Source organism: Brenneria tiliae, from assembly GCF_023347575.1.
GTDB classification, from domain to species: Bacteria; Pseudomonadota; Gammaproteobacteria; order Enterobacterales; family Enterobacteriaceae; genus Brenneria; species Brenneria corticis.
This window is the reverse complement of sequence record NZ_JAKPCB010000096.1, coordinates 134,987-155,386: the sequence shown is the minus strand read 5'-3', so window position 1 is coordinate 155,386 and position 20,400 is coordinate 134,987. Positions and strand designations below refer to the sequence as shown.

Here is a 20,400-nt window from a genome sequence, read left to right as displayed (position 1 = left end):
CCGACGCCGCCAATCGGTTCCCGTCGCTAAACGTTCTTTATGATTGGCTGTTTTTTACCGTCAGCATCCCTTCCGTTTCCAGAAAACGGATGACGGCCTGCAGCCCGTCGCCGGTCTTCAGATTGGTGAACGTCCAGGGGCGCTGCGGGCGCATGCGGTTGGTGTCGCGCTCCATCACCTCCAGCGACGCGCCGACGTAGGGCGCCAGATCGGTTTTATTGATCACCAGAAAATCCGAGCGGGTGATGCCCGGCCCGCCCTTGCGCGGTATTTTCTCGCCTTCGGCCACGTCGATGACGTAAATGGTCAGATCGGCCAGCTCCGGGCTGAAGGTGGCGCTCAGGTTATCGCCGCCGCTTTCCACGAACACAATGTCCAGATTGCCGAAGCGGCGCGCCAGATCCTCGACGGCCGCCAGATTCATGGAGGCGTCCTCACGGATGGCGGTATGCGGGCAGCCGCCGGTTTCCACGCCGATGATGCGTTCCGGCGCCAACGCGCCGGCTTCGGTCAGAATGCGCTGGTCTTCTTTGGTGTAGATATCGTTGGTCACCACCGCGAGCTGCCAGGCGTCGCGCATGGCTTTGCATAAGGCTTCCAGCAGCGCGGTTTTCCCCGACCCCACCGGGCCGCCGACGCCGACGCGCAGCGGTTGTTTGTAATTCGACATAGTGCCTCTCAGGAACGAAAAAGTCTGGTGTACTGTGTTTCATGGAGGGCGGAGGCGATCGCCGCCAGCGGCAGCCCCGCGCCCATATCGTCGTCTTGCAGCGCCAGCGCGCCCGGCAGCAGCGCCGTCAGCTGTTCGCCCAGCTCCAGCAGCAGGTTCTGCGCGGCCTGCTGGCCGAACGGCACCAGCTTCACGCCGGCCATGACCGCACCTTCCAGCCAGCCGTAGCCGTAGGCCAGCGCCAGTTCCGGCAGCGGGAGCGACCAGCGCGGCCCCAGCCAGGCCATGCCGCACAGCTGGCTGCTCGCCAGCGTATCGCGCCAGTCGGCGTCGAGTTCTTCGGCGAATCCCCAACCGGCGAGAATGCGCATAAATGCCTGGCCGCGCTGGCGCTCTTCCGCCCGCAGTTCGCTGGTTTCGCGTCCGGCCAGCAGCAGGTCGCGCCACTGGCGCAGCGCGGACGCGTCGTGCCGTTCGCAGGCATGGTACAGGCGCTGCAAAAGCGGCCAGTCGAAGCGCGCCAGCGTGTGGGTCATTTGCTGGCGCTGCCAGCGGCGAAAGCTCTCTTCGTCACGCACCCAGCCCGCTTCCACCGCCCACTCCAGTCCTTGCGAATAGGTGAACCCGCCGACCGGCAGGGTGGCGCTGGCCAGTTGCAGCAGGCGCGGCAGCCGCGAGGCGGAAAGCATCAGACCTTCCATGCCGCGAATAACGCGCTTTTCTTTATGCCTTTCATGCGTGCCGGCCGTTAATGATGCGCATGATGATGGTGACCGTGCGCATGCGGCGCGGCCTGATAGGCCCCGCTTTCCGGCTCGAAGGGCGCCATGACCACGCGCACCTCAAGCCCCAGTTGACGCACCATGTCGTCCAGCACGTGGTCGTGATGATAGCGCACCAGTCCCTTTGCTATCTGCAACGGAACGTGGCGGTTGCCGAGGTGATAACAGGCCCTGGCGAGCAGCAGCGGATCGGCGCATTCCGCCTGCGATACCTGCTCTTCGGCGGCGATCACGCGCACAATTTCCTGCCCCGCATCGTCGCCGAGCAGGTCGCCGCCGCGAATCAACTGACCGCGATCCAGCATCAGTCCCGCTTCCCGGCCGTCGTCCAGGGTAATTCTGGCGCGGCTTTTCAGCCGGGTCGCCAGATCCAGCGTGGCGGTGGCGGTCGCCGTCTCAGCCTGGTTCAGGCGTTGTGTGAGTAGCTTCATCAACCTTCCTTAAAACAGAAAATAGCGCTGCGCCAGCGGCAGTTCGGTCGCCGGCTCGCAGGTCAGCCGTTCGCCGTCGGCGCTGACTTCATAAGTTTGCGAATCGACCTGAATATCCGGCAGCGCGTCGTTGTGCACCATGTCGCTTTTGCGCACCGTACGGCACTGGCGCGCCACGCCGATCGGGCTTTGCAGCCCTAATGCGCCGGCGACGCCGCCTTCGACCGCCGCCTGGGAAAGAAACGTTATGCGCGTCTGATGGCGCGCCGCGCCCAGCGCGCCGAACATCGGGCGATAGTGCACCGGCTGCGGCGTGGGGATAGAGGCGTTGATATCCCCCATCGGCGCGCTGGCGATCATTCCGCCCTTGACGATCAGCGCCGGCTTCACGCCGAAGAACGCCGGCGACCACAGCACCAGATCCGCCAGCTTGCCCGCTTCGACCGAGCCGACCTCATGCGCGATGCCGTGGGTGATGGCCGGGTTAATGGTGTACTTGGCGATATAGCGCTTGACGCGAAAATTGTCGTTGCGTTCGCTGTCTTCCGGCAGCGCGCCGCGCTGTATTTTCATCTTGTGCGCCACCTGCCAGGTGCGCAGCACCACTTCGCCCACCCGGCCCATGGCCTGGGAATCCGACGACGTCATGGAGAACGCGCCGATATCGTGCAGGATGTCTTCGGCGGCGATGGTTTCCCGGCGAATGCGCGATTCGGCGAACGCGACGTCCTCCGGAATATTGGGGTCGAGATGGTGGCAGACCATCAGCATATCGAGATGCTCGTCCACGGTGTTGACGGTGTACGGCAGCGTGGGGTTGGTGGACGAAGGCAGCACGTTCGGCCGGGCGCAGGCGGTGATGATGTCCGGCGCATGGCCGCCGCCGGCACCTTCGGTATGAAAGGTGTGGATCGCGCGGTCGCCGATGGCGCGCAGCGTATCCTCAACGAAACCGGCTTCGTTCAGCGTATCGGTGTGAATGGCGACCTGCACGTCCATCTCTTCCGCCACGCTCAGACAACAGTCGATCGCCGCGGGCGTCGACCCCCAGTCTTCGTGCAGTTTCAGTCCGATAACGCCCGCCGCCACCTGTTCGCGCAGCGCGTCCGGGCTTGACGTGTTGCCCTTGCCCAGCAGGCCGATGTTTACCGGCAGCGCGTCGGCCGCCTGCAGCATGCGCGCGATATACCACGGGCCGGGGGTGCAGGTGGTGGCGTTGGTGCCGGTCGCCGGGCCGGTGCCGCCGCCGATCATGGTGGTCACGCCGGAGGTCAGCGCTTCCTCCGCCTGCTGCGGGCAGATGAAATGAATGTGCGAATCGATGCCGCCGGCGGTGACGATCTTGCCTTCCGCCGCAATGATTTCAGTCGCCGCCCCGATGGGAATATCCACGTCCGGCTGAATATCCGGGTTGCCCGCCTTGCCGATGGCCCGAATGCGGCCCTCTTTGATGCCGATATCCGCCTTTACAATGCCCCAGTGGTCGATAATCAGCGCGTTGGTCAGCACCAGATCCATCGCCTCGTCCGCCAGCATCCGGCCTTGCCCCATGCCGTCGCGGATCACCTTGCCGCCGCCGAACTTGACCTCTTCGCCGTAGACGGTGAGATCCCGTTCCACTTCCACCCACAGCGCGGTATCGGCGAGCCGCACCCGATCGCCCACGGTGGGGCCGAACATATCGGCGTATGCCTGCCGGGAAATGCTAGTCATCGCGTTGTCCATCCAGTTTGCCCATCACCTCGCCGCGCAGGCCGAAGACCTGACGCCGGCCGGCCAGCGCCACCAGCGTCACCTCCCGCGCCTGGCCCGGTTCAAAACGCACGGCGGTGCCGGCCGCGATATCCAGCCGGTAGCCGCGCGTCATGGCGCGATCGAACGCAAGCGCGGGATTGACCTCATAAAAATGGTAGTGCGAACCGACCTGGATCGGCCGGTCGCCGTGATTTTCCACGACCACGCTGACGCGCTCGCGTCCCGCATTCAGCGCGATGCGGCCGTCGGCGACCTGTATTTCACCTGGGATCATGCTCAGGCCCTCACTCAATCGGATTGTGTACGGTGACGAGCTTGGTGCCGTCCGGAAAGGTGGCCTCCACCTGCACGTCGGTAATCAGTTCGGCGATGCCGTCCATCACCTGATCGCGCGTGAGGATGTGCCGCCCGAACTCCATCAGTTCAGCCACGCTTTTGCCATCCCGCGCGCCCTCCATAACGGCCGCGCCGATCAGCGCCACCGCTTCGGGATAGTTGAGGCGCAGACCGCGCGCCAGGCGGCGTTCGGCCACCAGACCGGCGGTAAACAGCAGCAGCTTGTCTTTTTCTCTGGGGGTGAGTTCCAAAATCGTTTCCTTAATTCACGTAGACCATATTCTCGGCGGCAGCGGCGGCAACCCGACGATGGCGTCGCGCAGGCCGAACCAGAGCGCCTGCTGGAGGGATTGCATCTGCCGGTTGTCGCCGGCCAGCATTCTGACGACCAGCAATCCGTCCAGCAGCGTGGCCCCGGCGGGCAGGGCGCTGGACGCCAGCAGCGCGCGCGCCTTTTCCAGCGTTTCCGGCCCGGCGGGCGTCATTAGCATGGTGCCGACCAGCGCGTGGCCGGCGAGACAGTCGAGATCGCCGTCGAGAATGCGCAGCGTTTCATGCAGCGTCAGCGCGCCGTCGCGCAGCACGCGCAGCCGCGTTTTCAGTTCGCCGCTGGCAAAGATTTCCCGCATTACGGGGCGGCCGAGACAGAAGGTTTCCCAGGCGATCAGCCGGGCGTCGTTCTCAAGGTGAAAGCAGGTGTCCACCTGCGCTCTGGCCCCGGGAAAGACAATCGTGTCCTGCGGCAGCCATTCCAGGCAGCTGCCGGACGCCAGACGAAACCTTTGCTGCAGACGCGCGGTTTCGCCCGCGCTGCGATAAAATTTGGTCGCGCCCGGCGTGGTGATCAGCGCCCGCGCTTCCGGCGCCAGACGGATTTCGACGCCGAGCCGGTCGCCGCCCACCACGCCGCCCGGAGGATGCAGCAGGTAGACGTGGCAGGTTTCGCCCTCGGGATAAAACGGCCGCTGGATCAGCAACGGCCCGGTATGGCGGCGTTCGGCGACCACCGTGCGCCCCGACTGGCGGCGCAGTCCGAGGTAAAGGGACGCGCGCCAGCCCGCCGACGTCTTATCCGCGGTGATGGTATTGCCGTTGTCGCTGCTGACCATGTAATTACGCCTAAATATCGTGAACGCGTTATGTCGACGCATCCGCTTCTTCAAACACCGCTATCTATTTGGCACGGCGGGGGAAACGAGCAGTAATATTTTTTTCGTATGGCTGAGGCGAGCCGGTCATGCCGGCAAAGGTCAGCGCGCGGCGTCATGAACGCCCATAAACTGCCGGATGCGCTGTAGCGCCGGGTCCGCCCCGCCCGCGCGGATCGCCGCCGGCGACGCGTCCGCCTGAATGCCGCCGTGTTCCATCAGCACCACCCGGTCGGAAATCGCCAGCGCGAAGTCCATCTCATGCGTGACGATCAGCATGGTCATGCCCTCCTGAGCCAGTCCGCCGATCGCTTTCAGCACGTCGCCCACCAGTTCCGGGTCGAGCGCCGACGTCGGTTCGTCGAACAGCATGATGTCCGGCGACAGCGCCAGAGCGCGGGCGATGGCCACGCGCTGCTGCTGGCCGCCGGATAGCTGGTGCGGATATTTTTCCGCATGGGCCAGCAGCCCGACCTTATCCAGCAGGTAGAGCGCCTGCGCGCGCCGCGTGGCGGCGTCGTCGGGCCGGCCGTGGTAGCGCGGCGCCAGCATCACGTTTTGCAAAATGGTGTAGTGGGGAAACAGGTTGAAGCTCTGAAATACCATGCCGATGCGTCGGATGCCGCGCCGCAGGCCCTCGTTCTCCCGCGGGCCGCCGGCGACGATAAATTCCTCGCCGAACAGGATGATTTCGCCGCGATCGAGGTTTTCCAGCCCGTTGACGGTGCGGATCAGGGAGGTTTTACCCGACCCCGACGGGCCGATGATGCTGATCGCTTCGCCGGGCGCCACCGTCAGGTTGATGCCTTTAAGTACCTGATGCCGGCCGTAAGCCTTATGGATATTTTTCAGCAGCAGCGCGTTAGGCTCGCCGGGGCGCGCCGACGGCTGGCGGAACACCGGGGCGATAGCCTGCCGCCGCAGCGCGGCCAGCGCGCTTTCCACCAGCGTGCCCGGCGTGCGCGCCTGAACGTTAACCCGCCGCTCCAGCCACTGAAACAGCAGGGTAAACAGGGATACGATCAGAATGTAGTACACCGCCACCGCGGCCAGCGTCTCCATCACCAGAAAATTTTCCGCGTACAGGCGCTGGCCGGTCATCAGCAGTTCCGGCAGGGAGATGACCGACACCAGCGACGTCTGTTTGACGATGGTGACGAATTCATTAACCAGCGCCGGGAGCGAAATGCGCAGCGCCTGCGGGATCACCACCAGCCGCTGCACGCCGAGGAAGCGGATGCCGAGCGCGTGCCCGGCCTCGTGCTGTCCTTTCGCCACGGAGAGCAGACCGCCGCGGTGAATTTCGGACATGTAGGCGGTTTCCACCAGCACGGTGGCGACCAGCCCGGCGAAAAAGGCGTTGCCAAGCACGGCGCCGGTGGCCGGCAGCATTTGCGGCAGGTTGTAGACGAATACCACCAGCACCAGCAGCGGCACGCTGCGGAACAGCCAGATATAGACCTGACTCGCGCCGCGCAGCCAGAGGGGGCCGGACTGGCGGGCGCTGGCGACGATAAAGCCCAATATCAGGCCGATAAGCCAGGACAGGATGCTCAGCTCCACCACGGTGACGCTGGCTTGCCAGAACGCCCGCATGGAAAACAGCGAGAAAAAGTAGGTCCAGTCGAAAATCATGGCGGCCAAAACTCCCTGAGCGGATAAAATTGATGCCGCGCGTTAACGCGCGGCGGTGTCGGTAATGCCGTAAGGCCGGTATTTTTCCAGCAGGGCGGCGTATTCGCCGTTATCGCGGATCGTTTGCAGCGCGGTTTTCAGATCGCTCAGCAGCGCCTGATTACCTTTTTTCACGTAGATGCCCAGCGTCTGCGGATAAATGATCTGCGGCGAACTGATTATCGCCCTGCCGCGGCTGCGCTCGGCGAACATGCGCGCCGCGCCCGCCATCTCGACCTGCGCCTGAATATGGCCCGCCAGCAGCGCCTGCAGGGTTTCCGGCGCGGTGGGGTATTCCTTGACGGCGATGGGCCGTTTACCGTTGGGCAGACACTCGTCGGCGGAGAGTTGCCGCAGCTGCTTCACCCAGACGGAGCCCTGTTGCAGGCCGACGGTCAGACCGCACAGCGCTTTTTCATCCTGCGGCGCGGCCTTGCCGTCGCGGCGCGTCAGAATGTAGGCGCCGGTGTCGGCGTATGGGATGGCGTCCGCCTGCGCGGTGCGATCGGCGGTGACGTACAGGGCGGAAATCACCGCGTCGTGTTTGGCGGCGTTCAGCCCGAGGATCAGTCCGGAAAACTGCGTGTCGGTCAGCGCCAGCCGGGTACCCAGATGCTTATTGAGCAGGGCGGCGAGCTCGGCGTCAAAGCCGACGACCTGTCCGTCCTGCCAGGATTCGAACGGCGGGTAGGCCACTTCGATGCCGACCTTGAACACGCCCGGCGTCAGCGTGGGGGGAACGGTGGCGGCATGGGATGACGACAGGACGTTTGCGCCCAGCGTCAGGGCAAATAGAGCGGCGACGCGCAGTCGGCGCCGAACATTGAATGATTGCATGGCGGTGCTCCCGTGAGTTGAGTCGTATGTTGATGTTTGATGGCGAGCCGGTAACCTAAACGTCGCGGCGCTCATCGTTGCGCCACGCCCGGCAGTACGCACAGCATTTCATACAGCAGGTTGGCGCCCATCTGGGCGGTCATGCCGCTGATATCGTAGGGCGGCGAGACTTCCACCAGATCGCAGCCCACCAGATTGAGCCCCTGGCAGCCGCGCACGATCTCCAGCCCCTGCACCGAGGTCAATCCGCCCACTTCCGGCGTACCTGTGCCGGGCGCCCAGGCCGGATCGAGGCTGTCGATATCGTAAGAAAGGTATACCGGACCGTCGCCCATCCGGGCGCGCACTTCCGCCATCAACGGCGTCAGGCTGCGGTGCCAGCACTGCTCGGCCGGGATCAGGCGAAAACCCCGATCGACGCCCCACTGGAAATCTTCGCTGGTATAGCCCTGCGCCCGCTGGCCGATTTGCACCACGCGCCGGCAGTCCAGCAGTCCTTCTTCCACCGCCCGGCGGAACGTGGTGCCGTGGGCGATCTTTTCGCCGAACATCTCATCGTTGGTATCCGTATGGGCGTCCACGTGGATTAGCCCGATCGGGCCGTGCTTCTTCGTCAACGCGCGCAGGATCGGCAGCGTGATGGTATGGTCGCCGCCCAGCGTCAGCGGGATCAGCGGCCAGTCGTTGAGCGTGGTGTAGTAATCTTCGATGATGTCCACCGACTTCAGCAGGCTGTAGGTGTTGATCGGCACATCGCCCAGATCGCCCACCTGCAGAGAGTCGAACGGCGCGGCGCCGGTCGCCATGTTGTAGGGACGGATCATCACGGATTCACTGCGGATATGGCGCGGCCCGTAGCGGGTGCCGGCGCGCTGAGAGGCGCCGATATCCAGCGGAATGCCGATAAAGGCGGCGTCCAGCCCTGCGGGGCCGTCGCTGTAGGGCAGACGCATCATGGTGGCGCGTCCGGCGAAACGCGGCATCTCGTTACCGCCCTGGGGCTGCTGATACTGTTTTTTTTCCATTGTCGCTATTTCCCACGTCGACTAGGGCCGGATACGCGCCGGCCAGGCTGTTAGCGGGAAAATAGTGCGGTAGACGACGGGTGGGGAAAATAGCAGAATACAAAAAATCAGTTCAGTAATTTGAAAACTAATCGTCCCTCTTCCTTGCGGAAACAATGTGATGTCCATTGGAAAACTGCCCAATCTGCGCTTGCTGTATATTTTCACCATCGTGGCGAAACATCAGGGCTACGCCCGCGCCCAGCAGGAGCTTAACCTGACGATTTCCGCCATCAGCAACTACATGAGCGAATTGGAAGAGAAGCTGGGATTCGTACTCTGCCAGCGCGGCCGGGGCGGTTTCGCGCTGACCCTTAAAGGCGAGGCGTTTTTGCAGCAGACGCTCTATCTGATGAACAATCTGGAAAATTTCGATCGCTATACCGCCACGCTACAGGGAGAACAGGGCGGGACTTTGCGCCTTGGCGTGCTTGACGCCACGGTCACCGATCCGGTGCTCTCCATCGCCGACGCCATCGGCCGCTTCAGCGACCGCTTTCCTTTGGTGCACATCAATCTGCAAATCAAAAGCCCGCATGCGCTGTTGCAGGGCATTCTGGATAACGAGCTGGATGTGGCGGTAGGCAATTTTCCGCTACAGGGCAACAGCGTGATCGCCCATCCGCTGTACCGCGAACAGCATTGGCTGTATTGCAGCGACCAGCACGAGCTGTTCGGGGTGGCGCATCCCGAAGCGTCGCATGTCGCCCAGATGCGTATGGTGACGCGCAGTTACTGGAGCTCGTCGGATTTGGGCAAACGGGGTTTCAAGCAAAGCACCGCTACCGTGGAAAGCATGGAGGCGCAGCTGCTGTTGATCCTGTCGGGGAAATATATCGGCTATTTGCCTGAGCACTATGCGTTGCCCTGGGTGCAGAGGCGGCGACTGCGCGCGCTGCTGCCCACCGACTATGGCTATCAGGCGCCGTTTTCGCTGATCTTCCGCCGCGGGCGCAGCAAAGAAGTATTGATTCGCGCGATACGCGACCTGTTGCGTTCGGCCTCCAAAGCGCAGCGCACCCGGCTGTGACGACGGGAAAATCTTTGGCGGAGGATGCGTTGCGGTTTTCAGGCCGATAATGTTCCTAATATCTTAATTAGTAGACGGTATTTAAATTTCAGTGGAAATAGCGCCGTTTTTCCTCTTGGTGCGAATGGTATTTTAATCAATATGTGCTGAACCTCTCTTTCAGACCTTATTTGTATAAATATAAACAGAAAAATTCGGTGTCGTCTCAGATATTTGCTCATTCTTTGGCTACGCTGAATAGTAGTAAGTTGTTATATGCATTTTTTCACGCTGTGAATTATTTTTTTCGCGGGTGATTAATGTCTTATTTTTTTAATTCATTGTTTTTATTAATTTTATTTTTAAATGCTAATTGAGGATAAATATAACCGCATCATGATGGGCTATTTACGTAACATATTTGTTTAATTCAAATGGTTAATCAGAGGATGGATACCATGCCGGAGTTTTCAGATGCGATTAATTCACTTATTGCCGGGCATTATGCCGATCCATTTTCACTATTGGGAATGCACCAAAGCGCCAAAGGTCTTGAAGTACGGGCATTATTGCCCGACGCCCGGGAAGTCTGGGTGGTGGAGGCCGATAACGGGCGTAAGGTAGCGCAGTTGAGGTGCGACGATGAGCGCGGTTTTTTTTCCGCCGTGCTGCCGCGCCGAAAAAAACCGTTTCACTACCGCCTGGCGGTGACCTGGCAACAGGAAACCTATCTGCTTGAAGATCCCTACCGTTTCGGGCCGCTGTTGCAGGATCTGGATATCTGGCTGCTGGCGGAAGGCACGCATCTGCGTCCGTATGAACGTCTGGGCGCGCATCTGGCGACGCTGGATGGGGTGGAAGGAACGCGTTTTGCGGTCTGGGCGCCGAATGCGCAGCGCGTTTCCGTCGTCGGTCAGTTCAATTTCTGGGACGGTCGCCGCCATCCTATGCGCTTGAGAAAGGAAAACGGCATTTGGGAGCTGTTTCTGCCCGGCGTGACGCAGGGACAACTGTATAAATATGAGATGATCGACCGCCACGGCAACGTGCGCCTGAAAGCCGATCCTTACGCGTTTGAAGCGCAAATGCGGCCGGATACCGCCTCTCTGATTACCCCGCTGCCGGATAAGGTCCCGACCAGCGAAGCGCGCCGCCGGGCGAATGGCTTACAGGAGCCGATTTCCATTTATGAAGTTCATCTTGGCTCCTGGCGGCGGCATACGGATAACAATTTCTGGCTCAGCTATCAGGAACTGGCGGAGCAGCTTATCGCCTACGTCACGGAGATGGGCTTTACCCATATCGAACTGATGCCCATCAATGAACACCCGTTTGACGGCAGCTGGGGCTACCAGCCGCTCGGCCTGTATGCGCCGACGCGCCGCTTCGGCACGCCGCAGGAGTTCAGAAAATTTATCGACGCCTTTCATGAGGCGGGCATCAACGTGCTGCTGGACTGGGTGCCGGGGCATTTCCCCGTCGACGAATACGGTCTGGCGCAGTTCGACGGCACGGCGCTGTATGAATACGCCGATCCCAAGGAAGGCTACCATCAGGACTGGAATACCCTGATTTACAACTATGGCCGCCATGAGGTGCGCAACTATCTGGCGGGCAACGCCCTGTTCTGGATGGAGCACTACGGCATCGACGGGCTGCGGGTGGACGCGGTGGCGTCGATGATCTATCGCGACTACAGCCGTAACCAGGGGGAGTGGGTGCCGAACCACTACGGCGGAAAAGAGAATCTCGAAGCCATCTCCTTCCTGCGCTACACCAACCAGATGCTGGGCCACGCCGCGCCGGGCGCCATTACCCTTGCCGAGGAGTCGACGGATTATCCGGGGGTGACGCTCCCCCCCGACTGCAACGGTCTGGGGTTTCATTACAAGTGGAATCTGGGATGGATGCACGACACCTTGTCTTACATGCAGCTCGACCCGGTTCACCGCAAATACCACCACGACTGGCTGACGTTCGGCATGCTGTACGCCTACAGCGAAAACTTCGTCCTGCCGATTTCTCACGACGAAGTGGTGCACGGCAAACGTTCGCTGCTTGACCGCATGCCCGGCGACGCCTGGCAGAAGTTCGCCAACCTGCGGGCGTACTTCGGTTTTATGTGGGCGTTTCCCGGCAAAAAGCTGCTGTTTATGGGCTGCGAGTTCGCGCAGGGGCGCGAGTGGAATTACGACGCCAGCCTGGACTGGCATCTGCTGGACGAACCCGAGGGCTGGCATCGCGGCGTGCAGCAGCTGGTGCGCGATCTCAACCACTGTTATCGCCAACGGCCGCCGCTGTATCAGCTGGATTTCCAGCCGCAGGGCTTCGAGTGGCTGGTGGTGGACGACCGGGAAAACTCGGTATTCGCCTTTGTGCGGCGCGACGAGCAGGGCAATGAAATTCTGGTGGTGAGCAATTTTACCCCGGTGCCGCGCTACGGCTATCGCATCGGCATCAATCAGCCCGGCTGGTGGCGGGAGATCGTCAACACCGACTCCCATTATTACCACGGCGGCAATCTGGGCAATGACGGACCGGTGCACAGCGAAGATATCGGCAGCCACCAGCGGCCGCAGTCGCTGGTGCTGACCATTCCTCCATTGGCGACGCTGTATCTGGCGAGGGAGGCATGAATGGCGGTATTGCAAGCGGGCAGCCCCACCCCGCTGGGTTCGAGTTTTGACGGCGAAGGCGTTAATTTCGCCCTGTTTTCGGCGCACGCCGAACGGGTTGAACTCTGCCTGTTTGATGAGCGTCAGCAGGAACGGCGGCTGGAGTTAACCGCGCGCAGCGGCGATATCTGGCACGGCTATCTGCCCGGCGCGCAGCCGGGGTTGCGCTATGGTTTCCGGGTGGACGGGCCTTTCGAACCGTCGCAAGGCTTACGTTTTAACCCGCATAAGCTGTTGCTTGACCCGTGCGCCCGTCGGCTGGACGGCTGGGTGGCGGACGACGACAGCCTGCAAGGCGGCGTCGACGCCCGCGACGAGCGCGACAGCGCGGCGGTGATGCCCAGGTGCGTCGTCGTCGCCGAGGACTATGACTGGCAGGACGACCGCCATCCGCAGACGCCGTGGAGCCGGACCGTTATTTATGAAGCCCACGTGCGCGGGCTGACCCAGCTGCATCCCGCTATCCCGCAGGAGATCCGCGGCAGCTATGCCGCGCTGGGCCACCCGGCGGTTATCGACTATCTGCAAACGCTGGGCGTCACCGCGCTGGAACTGCTGCCGGTCCAGCAGCACGCCGACGAACCGCGGCTACAGCGCCTGGGGCTGCGTAATTACTGGGGCTATAACGTGCTGCTGCCGTTCGCGGCGGATAACAGCCTGGCCGCCGGCGAGGACGCGCTTAACGAATTCCGCGATGCGGTGAAAGCGCTGCATAGCGCCGGTATCGAAGTCATTCTCGACGTGGTGTTTAACCACAGCGCCGAACTGGACGTGGAAGGACCGACCCTTGCGCAGCGCGGCATCGATAACCGCAGCTATTACTGGCTGGGCGAGCAGGGCGAATACCACAACTGGACGGGCTGCGGCAACGCGCTGCGCCTTAACCACCCGGCGGTGGCCGACTGGGTGATGGACTGTCTGCGTTTTTGGCGCGAAGCCTGCCACGTCGACGGCTTCCGTTTCGATCTGGCGACGGTGCTGGGGCGCACGCCGGAATTCAACGCCGCGGCGCCGCTACTGACGGCGATGAAAAACGACCGCCGGCTTGAGGGCTGCAAGCTGATCGCCGAGCCGTGGGATCTGGGCCACGGCGGTTATCAGCTGGGGCGGTTTCCGCCGCCGTTCGCCGAATGGAGCGATCGCTATCGCGACGATATGCGCCGCTTCTGGCTGCATGGCGATATTCCGCTCGGCGCGTTCGCCCGCCGTTTTGCCGCCTCCAGCGATATCTTCCAGCATCACGATCGCCTGCCCTACGCCTCGGTCAACAAACTTACCGCCCACGACGGCTTTACCCTGCGCGACCTGGTCAGTTTTAACCATAAACATAATGAAGCGAACGGTGAAAACAACCGCGACGGCACCGACGGCAATTTCAGTCATAACCACGGCACCGAGGGACTGGACGCTGATGCCGATACGCAGCGCCGCCGCCATGCCAGCCAGCGGGCGCTGCTGACCACGCTGCTGTTGTCGCAGGGCACCCCCATGCTGCTGGCGGGGGATGAACAGGGGCACAGCCAGCAGGGCAACAACAACGCCTACTGTCAGGATAACGAACTGACCTGGCTGCACTGGGATGACGTGGACGAAGATCTGATCCGCTTTACCGCCGGGTTAATCCGCCTGCGCCGCGCCATACCTGCGTTGCATCAGGAGGCGTGGTGGCGGGAGGGGGATAACGCGGTGCAATGGCTGGATATCAGCGGGCAACCGTTGACCGCGCAGCAATGGGAGCAGGGCGAGCGCCAACTGCAGATTGTGCTTTCCGAACGCTGGCTGCTGCTGATTAACGCCGGCGCGCAGACGGGAGATTTCATCCTGCCGCCGGGGCAGTGGCGGGTCTCTCCACCTTTTGATGACAACACGTCCCGGATTAACGATGGGGTATGGCAAGGGAATGCACCGGCGGTCTGTATCCTTACAAAATAATGAAAAGGAGTTAGCCATGGTGAGTAACGACAAAAACGATCCCCTGATGCTGGCAAGACAATTACCGCTTAAATCGGTGGCGCTAATTCTGGCGGGAGGCCGGGGAACGCGTTTAAAAGACCTGACGGCTTTGCGCGCCAAGCCCGCCGTTCATTTCGGCGGCAAATTCCGCATTATTGATTTCGCCCTGTCCAACTGCCTCAACTCCGGCATCCGGCGCATCGGGGTGATTACGCAATATCAGTCGCATACGCTGGTGCAGCATATTCAGCGCGGCTGGTCTTTCCTGAACGTGGAGATGAACGAATTTATCGATCTGCTGCCGGCGCAGCAGCGCAACTCCGCCGCCGAACACTGGTATCGCGGCACCGCCGATGCGGTGTGCCAGAATCTGGATATCATCCGCCGTTATCGGGCGGAGTACGTGGTGATACTGGCGGGCGATCATATCTACAAGATGGATTATTCACGCATGCTGATCGACCACGTGGAAAAGGGGGCGGAATGCACCGTGGCCTGCCTGCCGGTGCCGCTGAGGGAAGCCAGCGCCTTCGGCGTGATGAGCGTGGACAGCCAGCACCGCATCCTCGATTTCGCCGAAAAGCCGGCGCAGCCGGTGCCGATGCCGGATAACCCCGAGATGGCGCTGGCGAGCATGGGGATCTATGTTTTTAATGCCGACTACCTTTATCGCCAGTTGGAAGAAGATCTCAGCGTGGCGGAATCCAACCACGATTTCGGTCAGGATCTGATCCCGAAAATCGTCGCCCAGCGCGCCGCCTGGGCCCATCCTTTTACCCTCTCCAGCGTCACCTCGGGCGACAGCGATCGCCCCTACTGGCGGGATGTCGGCACGCTGGAGGCGTATTGGCAGGCGAATCTCGATTTGGCGTCCGTCACGCCGGAGCTGGATATGTACGACCGTAGCTGGCCGATCCGCTCGGCGATCGAGTCATTGCCGCCGGCGAAATTCGTCCAGGATCACTCCGGTAGCCACGGTATGACCATGAACTCGCTGGTTTCCGGCGGCTGCATCGTTTCCGGTTCGGTGGTGACGCACTCGGTGCTGTTTCCGCGCGTGCGGGTTAATTCATTTTGCAGCATAGATTCAACGGTATTGTTGCCGGACGTGGTCGTCGGGCGCTCCTGTCGTTTGCGCCGCTGCGTTATCGATCGCGCCTGTCAGCTCCCGGAGGGCACCGTCATCGGCGAAAATGCGGAAGAAGACAGCCGCCGGTTTTATCGCTCGGAGGAAGGGATTGTGCTGGTAACGCGGGCGATGCTGGAAAAACGGTAATCGGGAAAACAGGCTCGCCATTTGTTTCCCGCGTAAAGTCATTGGGGCAAAACAGGAGTGACAATGCAGGTATTACATGTTTGTTCAGAGCTGTTTCCACTGTTGAAAACCGGTGGTCTGGCGGATGTGGTCGGGGCATTGCCGGCGGCACAGATTGAGGCGGGCATGGATGTCCGGGTGATGCTGCCCGCTTTCCCCGCGCTGAAAAAAGGGATCACCAATACGCAGGTGGTACGTGAACTGGATACGTTCGCCGGGCATGTCATCCTGCTGTACGGCCATTTTAACGGCGTCGGAATTTATCTGATCGACGCCCCGACGCTGTATCAGCGCGCGGGCAGTCCCTATCACGACCCCGCGCTGTACGCCTATGCGGATAACTATTTACGTTTCGCGCTGCTGGGCTGGATGGGGAGTGAAGTGGCCTGCGGGCTGGATCATTACTGGCGGCCCGACATCGTGCATGCCCATGACTGGCATGCCGGATTGACCTGCGCCTATCTGGCCGCCCGCAACCACCCGGCAAAATCGGTATTTACCGTCCATAATTTAGCCTATCAGGGGCTGTTTGACGCCCGGCATATGGCCGAGCTGCAACTGCCGGCGGATTTCTTTCAGGTTTATGGGCTGGAGTTCCATGGGCAGATTTCCTATCTCAAGGCCGGGCTGTATTACGCGGATCACGTTACCACCGTCAGCCCGACCTATGCGCATGAAATCACCCTGCCCGAATACGGTTACGGCATGGAAGGGTTATTGAAAACCCGCGAGGAGGAGGGTCGTTTATCGGGCATTCTCAACGGGGTGGACGACGCTATCTGGAATCCGGCGCATGACTCTTTGCTGACCAGCCATTACAACCGGGACGTGCTGGCGAACAAGGCCGAGAATAAACGGCATCTGCAAACGGCGATGGGGCTCAAGGTGGATGACAAAGCGCCGGTGTTCGCCATCGTCAGCCGCCTGACCAGCCAGAAAGGGCTGGATATCGCGCTGGACGCGGTGCCCGATCTGCTGGACCAGGGCGGGCAGCTGGCGGTGCTGGGGGCGGGCGACGCCCAATTGCAGGAAGGGTTTCTGGCCGCCGCGGCCAAGTATCACGGCCAGGTCGGGGTGCAGATTGGCTATCACGAAGCCTTTTCTCACCGCATCATCGGCGGGGCGGATGTGATTATGGTTCCCAGCCGGTTCGAGCCCTGCGGGTTAACGCAGCTCTACGGGCTGAAATACGGCACCTTGCCGCTGGTGCGCCGTACCGGGGGACTGGCGGATACGGTGGCGGATTGTTCGCTGGAAAATCTGGCGGATGGCCTGGCGAGCGGCTTTGTGTTTAACGACAGCAATATCGGGTCGTTATCCCGGGCGATCCGTCGGGTGTTTGTACTCTGGTCGCGCCCGACGCTGTGGCGTTATGTGCAGCGTCAGGCGATGGCGATGGATTTCAGTTGGCAGGTGGCCGCTCAGGCTTATCGTACGCTATATCAACGCTTGTGGTAATTACCGCAATTAACTTGACTTGGGAATGAATATTATGAACACGCCGTTTACCTATACTGCACCAACGCTCAGTGTAGAAGCGTTGAAACATTCCATCGCTTACAAGCTGATGTTCGCCGTGGGTAAGGATCCGGCGATAGCCACCAAGCATGACTGGCTGAACGCCACGCTGCTGGCGGTGCGCGACCGTATGGTGGAACGCTGGCTGCGTTCCAACCGGGCGCAGCTGTCGCAGGATGTCCGCCAGGTCTATTATCTCTCCATGGAGTTTTTGCTCGGGCGCACGCTGTCAAACGCGTTACTGGCGATGGGGCTGTATGACGATTTAAACGCCGCGCTGGACGGCATGGGTCTGGAGCTGGAGGACCTGTTGCAGGAAGAGAACGATCCCGGTCTGGGCAACGGCGGTTTGGGGCGGCTGGCGGCCTGCTTTCTCGATTCGCTGGCTACTTTGGCGCTGCCGGGGCGGGGCTACGGCATCCGTTATGAATACGGCATGTTCAAGCAGAATATCGTCAACGGGCAGCAGGCCGAATCGCCGGACTACTGGCTGGAGTACGGCAACGCGTGGGAGTTCGTCCGTCACAGCACCCGCTACAAAGTGCGCTTTGGCGGACGTATCCAGCAGGAGGGCACCAAAGCCCGCTGGCTGGAAACCGAAGAAGTCATCGCCTGCGCTTATGACCAGATCATTCCCGGTTTCGACACCGATGCGACCAATACCCTGCGTTTGTGGAGCGCGCAGGCCAGTAATGAAATCAACCTGGGCAAGTTCAATCAGGGCGACTATTTCGCGGCGGTGGAAGATAAAAACCATTCGGAAAACGTATCCCGGGTGCTCTATCCCGATGATTCAACCTATTCAGGACGCGAGCTGCGCCTGCGCCAGGAGTATTTCCTGGTTTCCGCCACGGTGCAGGATATCCTCAACCGCCACTGGATGATGCACAATACCTACGACAATCTGGCGGAGAAGTTCGCCATCCATCTGAATGATACCCACCCGGTGCTGGCGATCCCGGAATTAATGCGGCTGCTGATCGACGAGCACAAGTTCAAATGGCAGGCCGCCTGGGAGGTGGTCACCAAAGTCTTTTCCTATACCAACCACACCCTGATGCAGGAAGCGCTGGAAACCTGGCCGGTGGATATGCTGGGCAAAATTCTGCCGCGCCACCTGCAATTGATTTTCGATATTAACGAGCATTTTCTGGAATACGTCCAGGAGCAGTTCCCCGGCGACAACGAGCTGTTGGCGCGGGTATCCATCATTGAGGAAACCAACGGGCGCAGGGTCCGCATGGCCTGGCTGGCGGTGGTGGCGAGCCATAAAGTGAACGGGGTGTCGGAGCTGCATTCGGATCTGATGGTGCAGTCGCTGTTCGCCGACTTCGCGCGCCTGTTCCCCGACCGTTTCTGCAACAAGACCAATGGGGTGACGCCGCGGCGCTGGCTGGCGCTGGCCAACCGTCCGCTGGCCAAGGTGCTGGACGATACCATCGGGCAGACCTGGCGCACCGATCTCAGCCAGCTGGCCGAACTGAAGCCGCATATCGACTATCCGGCGTTCGTGCAGAAGATCCGCGAGGCCAAGCTGGAGAATAAAAAGCGGCTGGCGATTTATATCGCGGAAAACCTGAATATCGTGGTGAATCCGGAGGCATTGTTCGACGTACAGATTAAGCGGATCCACGAATATAAACGGCAGTTGCTCAACGTGCTGCATATCATCACGCTGTATAACCGCCTCAAGGACGACCCGGAGGTGGATCGCGTGCCGCGCGTGGCGATTTTTGCCGGCAAGGCGGCCTCCGCCTACTATATGGCGAAGCATATCATCAATCTGATCAACGACGTCGCCAAGGTGATCAACAGCGATCCCGCGCTGCACGATCGGCTGAAAGTGGTGTTTATTCCGAACTACGGCGTCAGTCTGGCGCAGATCATTATCCCGGCGGCGGATCTCTCCGAGCAGATCTCTCTGGCGGGCACCGAAGCCTCCGGCACCAGCAATATGAAATTCGCGCTTAACGGCGCGCTGACCATCGGTACGCTGGACGGCGCGAACGTCGAAATGCGGGAGCATATCGGCGAAGAAAACATCTTTATCTTCGGCAATACCGCCGATCAGGTGGAAGCGCTGCGTCAGAATGGCTACAACCCGCGTGAATATTACGATAAGGACGACGAACTGCACCGGGTGCTGACGCAAATCGCCACCGGCGTTTTCAGCCCGGATGACGCCAGACGCTACAGCGACCTGTTCGATTCGCTGGTGAACTTTGGCGACTACTATCAGCTGCTGGCGGACTACCGCAGCTATGTGGATACGCAGGACCGGGTGGACGAGCTGTACCGCAACGTTGACGAATGGACGCGCTGCACGGCGCACAATATCGCCAGCATGGGCTATTTCTCCTCCGATCGCACCATCAGCGAGTACGCCGAAGAGATCTGGAATATCAAGCCGATACGGTTGTAGCGGTTGATGGCGAGCGCTGGCGTTCCAGCGCTAAATTTTTTGGCAATGTCCGCGCTTGCCGCCGCCGCGCTGCGTGCCAGCGTAGCGATGCAATCTTGAACTATACCCAAGTTGGGGATAATCTATACCCAAGTTAAGGACAACAAGCGAAAACCATGGAAGCTATTTTCGTAGAATTACCTTTCTTTGAAAGGCACAGGGCAGAATATCTTTCCGATGATGAATATCGGGATTTTCAGCAAATGCTATTGGCTTACCCGCAATGTGGCGACGTTATTCAGCACACCGGGGGGCTTAGAAAAGTTCGGTTTGGCGATAACAGACGAGGTAAAGGGAAACGCGGCGGTATTCGTGTTATCTACTATTGGTGGATTGAAAAATCACACTTTCTGCTTTTTACGGTTTACGGCAAAAACGAGCAGGACGATTTGTCAAAACAACAACGTGAAATTCTGCGGCACATGCTGGATAGGCTCAAGAAAGGGCAAAGTATATGAGTAATCGTAATCTATTTGATGAGCTGGTTGACGGAATGAAGGCATGGGGTGAGATGAATGCGGGTAAGAAAACGCTGAAATCCCATCGTGTCGCCATCAGAAAACGCGTATCTATGACGCCGGATGAACTCAAATCCGTACGGGAAAAGTTGAATCTGTCGCAGGCGGTTTTCGCTCAGTATCTTCATACCGCGGAAACAACCTATCAGAACTGGGAACAAGGTAGGGCAAAACCTAATCCACAGGCGGTTTTATTGATTAAAATGGTAGAACAAAACCCGGATACGCTTCGCACGCTGGCCGCATTGTGAGCG

18 protein-coding genes are annotated in these 20,400 nt (G+C 60.5%); 8 read left to right on the top strand and 10 right to left on the bottom strand.

Going from position 1 to position 20,400, the window contains the following annotated elements; all coding sequences use genetic code 11:
* Positions 1-37 precede the first annotated feature (37 nt).
* The 10 genes from ureG to speB all read right to left on the bottom strand — a co-directional run bounded on the left by ureG (position 38) and on the right by speB (position 8,658).
* Positions 38-670: an urease accessory protein UreG gene (gene ureG / locus MFP24_RS10700; RefSeq protein ID WP_249230532.1), complete on the bottom strand. Its 633-nt coding sequence runs from the start codon at positions 668-670 to the stop codon at positions 38-40.
* 8 nt (positions 671-678) lie between these two features.
* On the bottom strand, positions 679-1,359 hold the full coding sequence (locus MFP24_RS10695; protein ID WP_249230531.1) for an urease accessory protein UreF: 681 nt from the start codon (positions 1,357-1,359) through the stop codon (positions 679-681).
* A 59-nt stretch (positions 1,360-1,418) separates the two neighbouring features.
* Complete coding sequence (gene ureE / locus MFP24_RS10690) at positions 1,419-1,883, bottom strand: urease accessory protein UreE (RefSeq protein ID WP_249230530.1); 465 nt, start codon at positions 1,881-1,883, stop codon at positions 1,419-1,421.
* Positions 1,884-1,892: 9 nt separating this feature from the next.
* On the bottom strand, positions 1,893-3,596 hold the full coding sequence (gene ureC, locus MFP24_RS10685; protein ID WP_249230529.1) for an urease subunit alpha: 1,704 nt from the start codon (positions 3,594-3,596) through the stop codon (positions 1,893-1,895).
* On the bottom strand, positions 3,589-3,912 hold the full coding sequence (locus MFP24_RS10680) for an urease subunit beta (protein ID WP_136166808.1): 324 nt from the start codon (positions 3,910-3,912) through the stop codon (positions 3,589-3,591). Before MFP24_RS10680 ends, ureC begins: the two co-directional genes overlap by 8 nt.
* Positions 3,913-3,922: 10 nt before the next feature.
* Positions 3,923-4,225, bottom strand: coding sequence for an urease subunit gamma (gene ureA, locus MFP24_RS10675; RefSeq protein ID WP_249230528.1), 303 nt, complete (start codon positions 4,223-4,225; stop codon positions 3,923-3,925).
* A 15-nt stretch (positions 4,226-4,240) separates the two neighbouring features.
* Positions 4,241-5,083 (bottom strand): urease accessory protein UreD, encoded by an 843-nt coding sequence (locus MFP24_RS10670; protein ID WP_249230527.1) that lies wholly within the window; start codon positions 5,081-5,083, stop codon positions 4,241-4,243.
* 141 nt (positions 5,084-5,224) lie between these two features.
* Positions 5,225-6,757, bottom strand: coding sequence for an amino acid ABC transporter permease/ATP-binding protein (locus tag MFP24_RS10665; protein WP_249230526.1), 1,533 nt, complete (start codon positions 6,755-6,757; stop codon positions 5,225-5,227).
* A 42-nt stretch (positions 6,758-6,799) separates the two neighbouring features.
* Complete coding sequence (locus tag MFP24_RS10660; RefSeq protein ID WP_249230525.1) at positions 6,800-7,633, bottom strand: transporter substrate-binding domain-containing protein; 834 nt, start codon at positions 7,631-7,633, stop codon at positions 6,800-6,802.
* Between the two features lie 71 nt (positions 7,634-7,704).
* Positions 7,705-8,658 carry an agmatinase gene (gene speB, locus MFP24_RS10655; RefSeq protein ID WP_249230524.1) on the bottom strand — a complete coding sequence of 318 codons (954 nt, stop codon included), beginning with the start codon at positions 8,656-8,658 and terminating at the stop codon, positions 7,705-7,707.
* Positions 8,659-8,818: 160 nt separating this feature from the next.
* On the opposite strand from speB, the gene MFP24_RS10650 reads away from it, so the two are divergent.
* The 8 genes from MFP24_RS10650 to MFP24_RS10615 all read left to right on the top strand — a co-directional run bounded on the left by MFP24_RS10650 (position 8,819) and on the right by MFP24_RS10615 (position 20,397).
* Positions 8,819-9,727: a LysR family transcriptional regulator gene (locus tag MFP24_RS10650; RefSeq protein ID WP_136166814.1), complete on the top strand. Its 909-nt coding sequence runs from the start codon at positions 8,819-8,821 to the stop codon at positions 9,725-9,727.
* A 437-nt stretch (positions 9,728-10,164) separates the two neighbouring features.
* The gene (gene glgB / locus MFP24_RS10645; RefSeq protein WP_407061998.1) at positions 10,165-12,342 is read left to right on the top strand and encodes a 1,4-alpha-glucan branching enzyme; all 2,178 of its coding nucleotides are present in this window, start codon (positions 10,165-10,167) and stop codon (positions 12,340-12,342) included.
* Positions 12,343-14,313: a glycogen debranching protein GlgX gene (gene glgX, locus MFP24_RS10640; protein WP_249230522.1), complete on the top strand. Its 1,971-nt coding sequence runs from the start codon at positions 12,343-12,345 to the stop codon at positions 14,311-14,313.
* Positions 14,314-14,329: 16 nt separating this feature from the next.
* Positions 14,330-15,610, top strand: coding sequence for a glucose-1-phosphate adenylyltransferase (gene glgC, locus MFP24_RS10635; protein ID WP_249230521.1), 1,281 nt, complete (start codon positions 14,330-14,332; stop codon positions 15,608-15,610).
* Positions 15,611-15,673: 63 nt separating this feature from the next.
* A complete protein-coding gene (gene glgA / locus MFP24_RS10630) occupies positions 15,674-17,107 on the top strand; it encodes a glycogen synthase GlgA (RefSeq protein ID WP_249230520.1) in 1,434 nt (477 codons plus the stop codon).
* Positions 17,108-17,141: 34 nt separating this feature from the next.
* Positions 17,142-19,589 carry a glycogen phosphorylase gene (gene glgP / locus MFP24_RS10625; protein WP_249230519.1) on the top strand — a complete coding sequence of 816 codons (2,448 nt, stop codon included), beginning with the start codon at positions 17,142-17,144 and terminating at the stop codon, positions 19,587-19,589.
* Between the two features lie 155 nt (positions 19,590-19,744).
* A complete protein-coding gene (locus MFP24_RS10620; RefSeq protein ID WP_136166820.1) occupies positions 19,745-20,086 on the top strand; it encodes a type II toxin-antitoxin system RelE/ParE family toxin in 342 nt (113 codons plus the stop codon).
* Entirely contained in the window at positions 20,083-20,397 is a 315-nt protein-coding gene (locus MFP24_RS10615) for a helix-turn-helix domain-containing protein (protein WP_009111105.1), read from the top strand. The genes MFP24_RS10620 and MFP24_RS10615 overlap by 4 nt, the downstream gene beginning before the upstream one ends.
* Positions 20,398-20,400 lie beyond the last annotated feature (3 nt).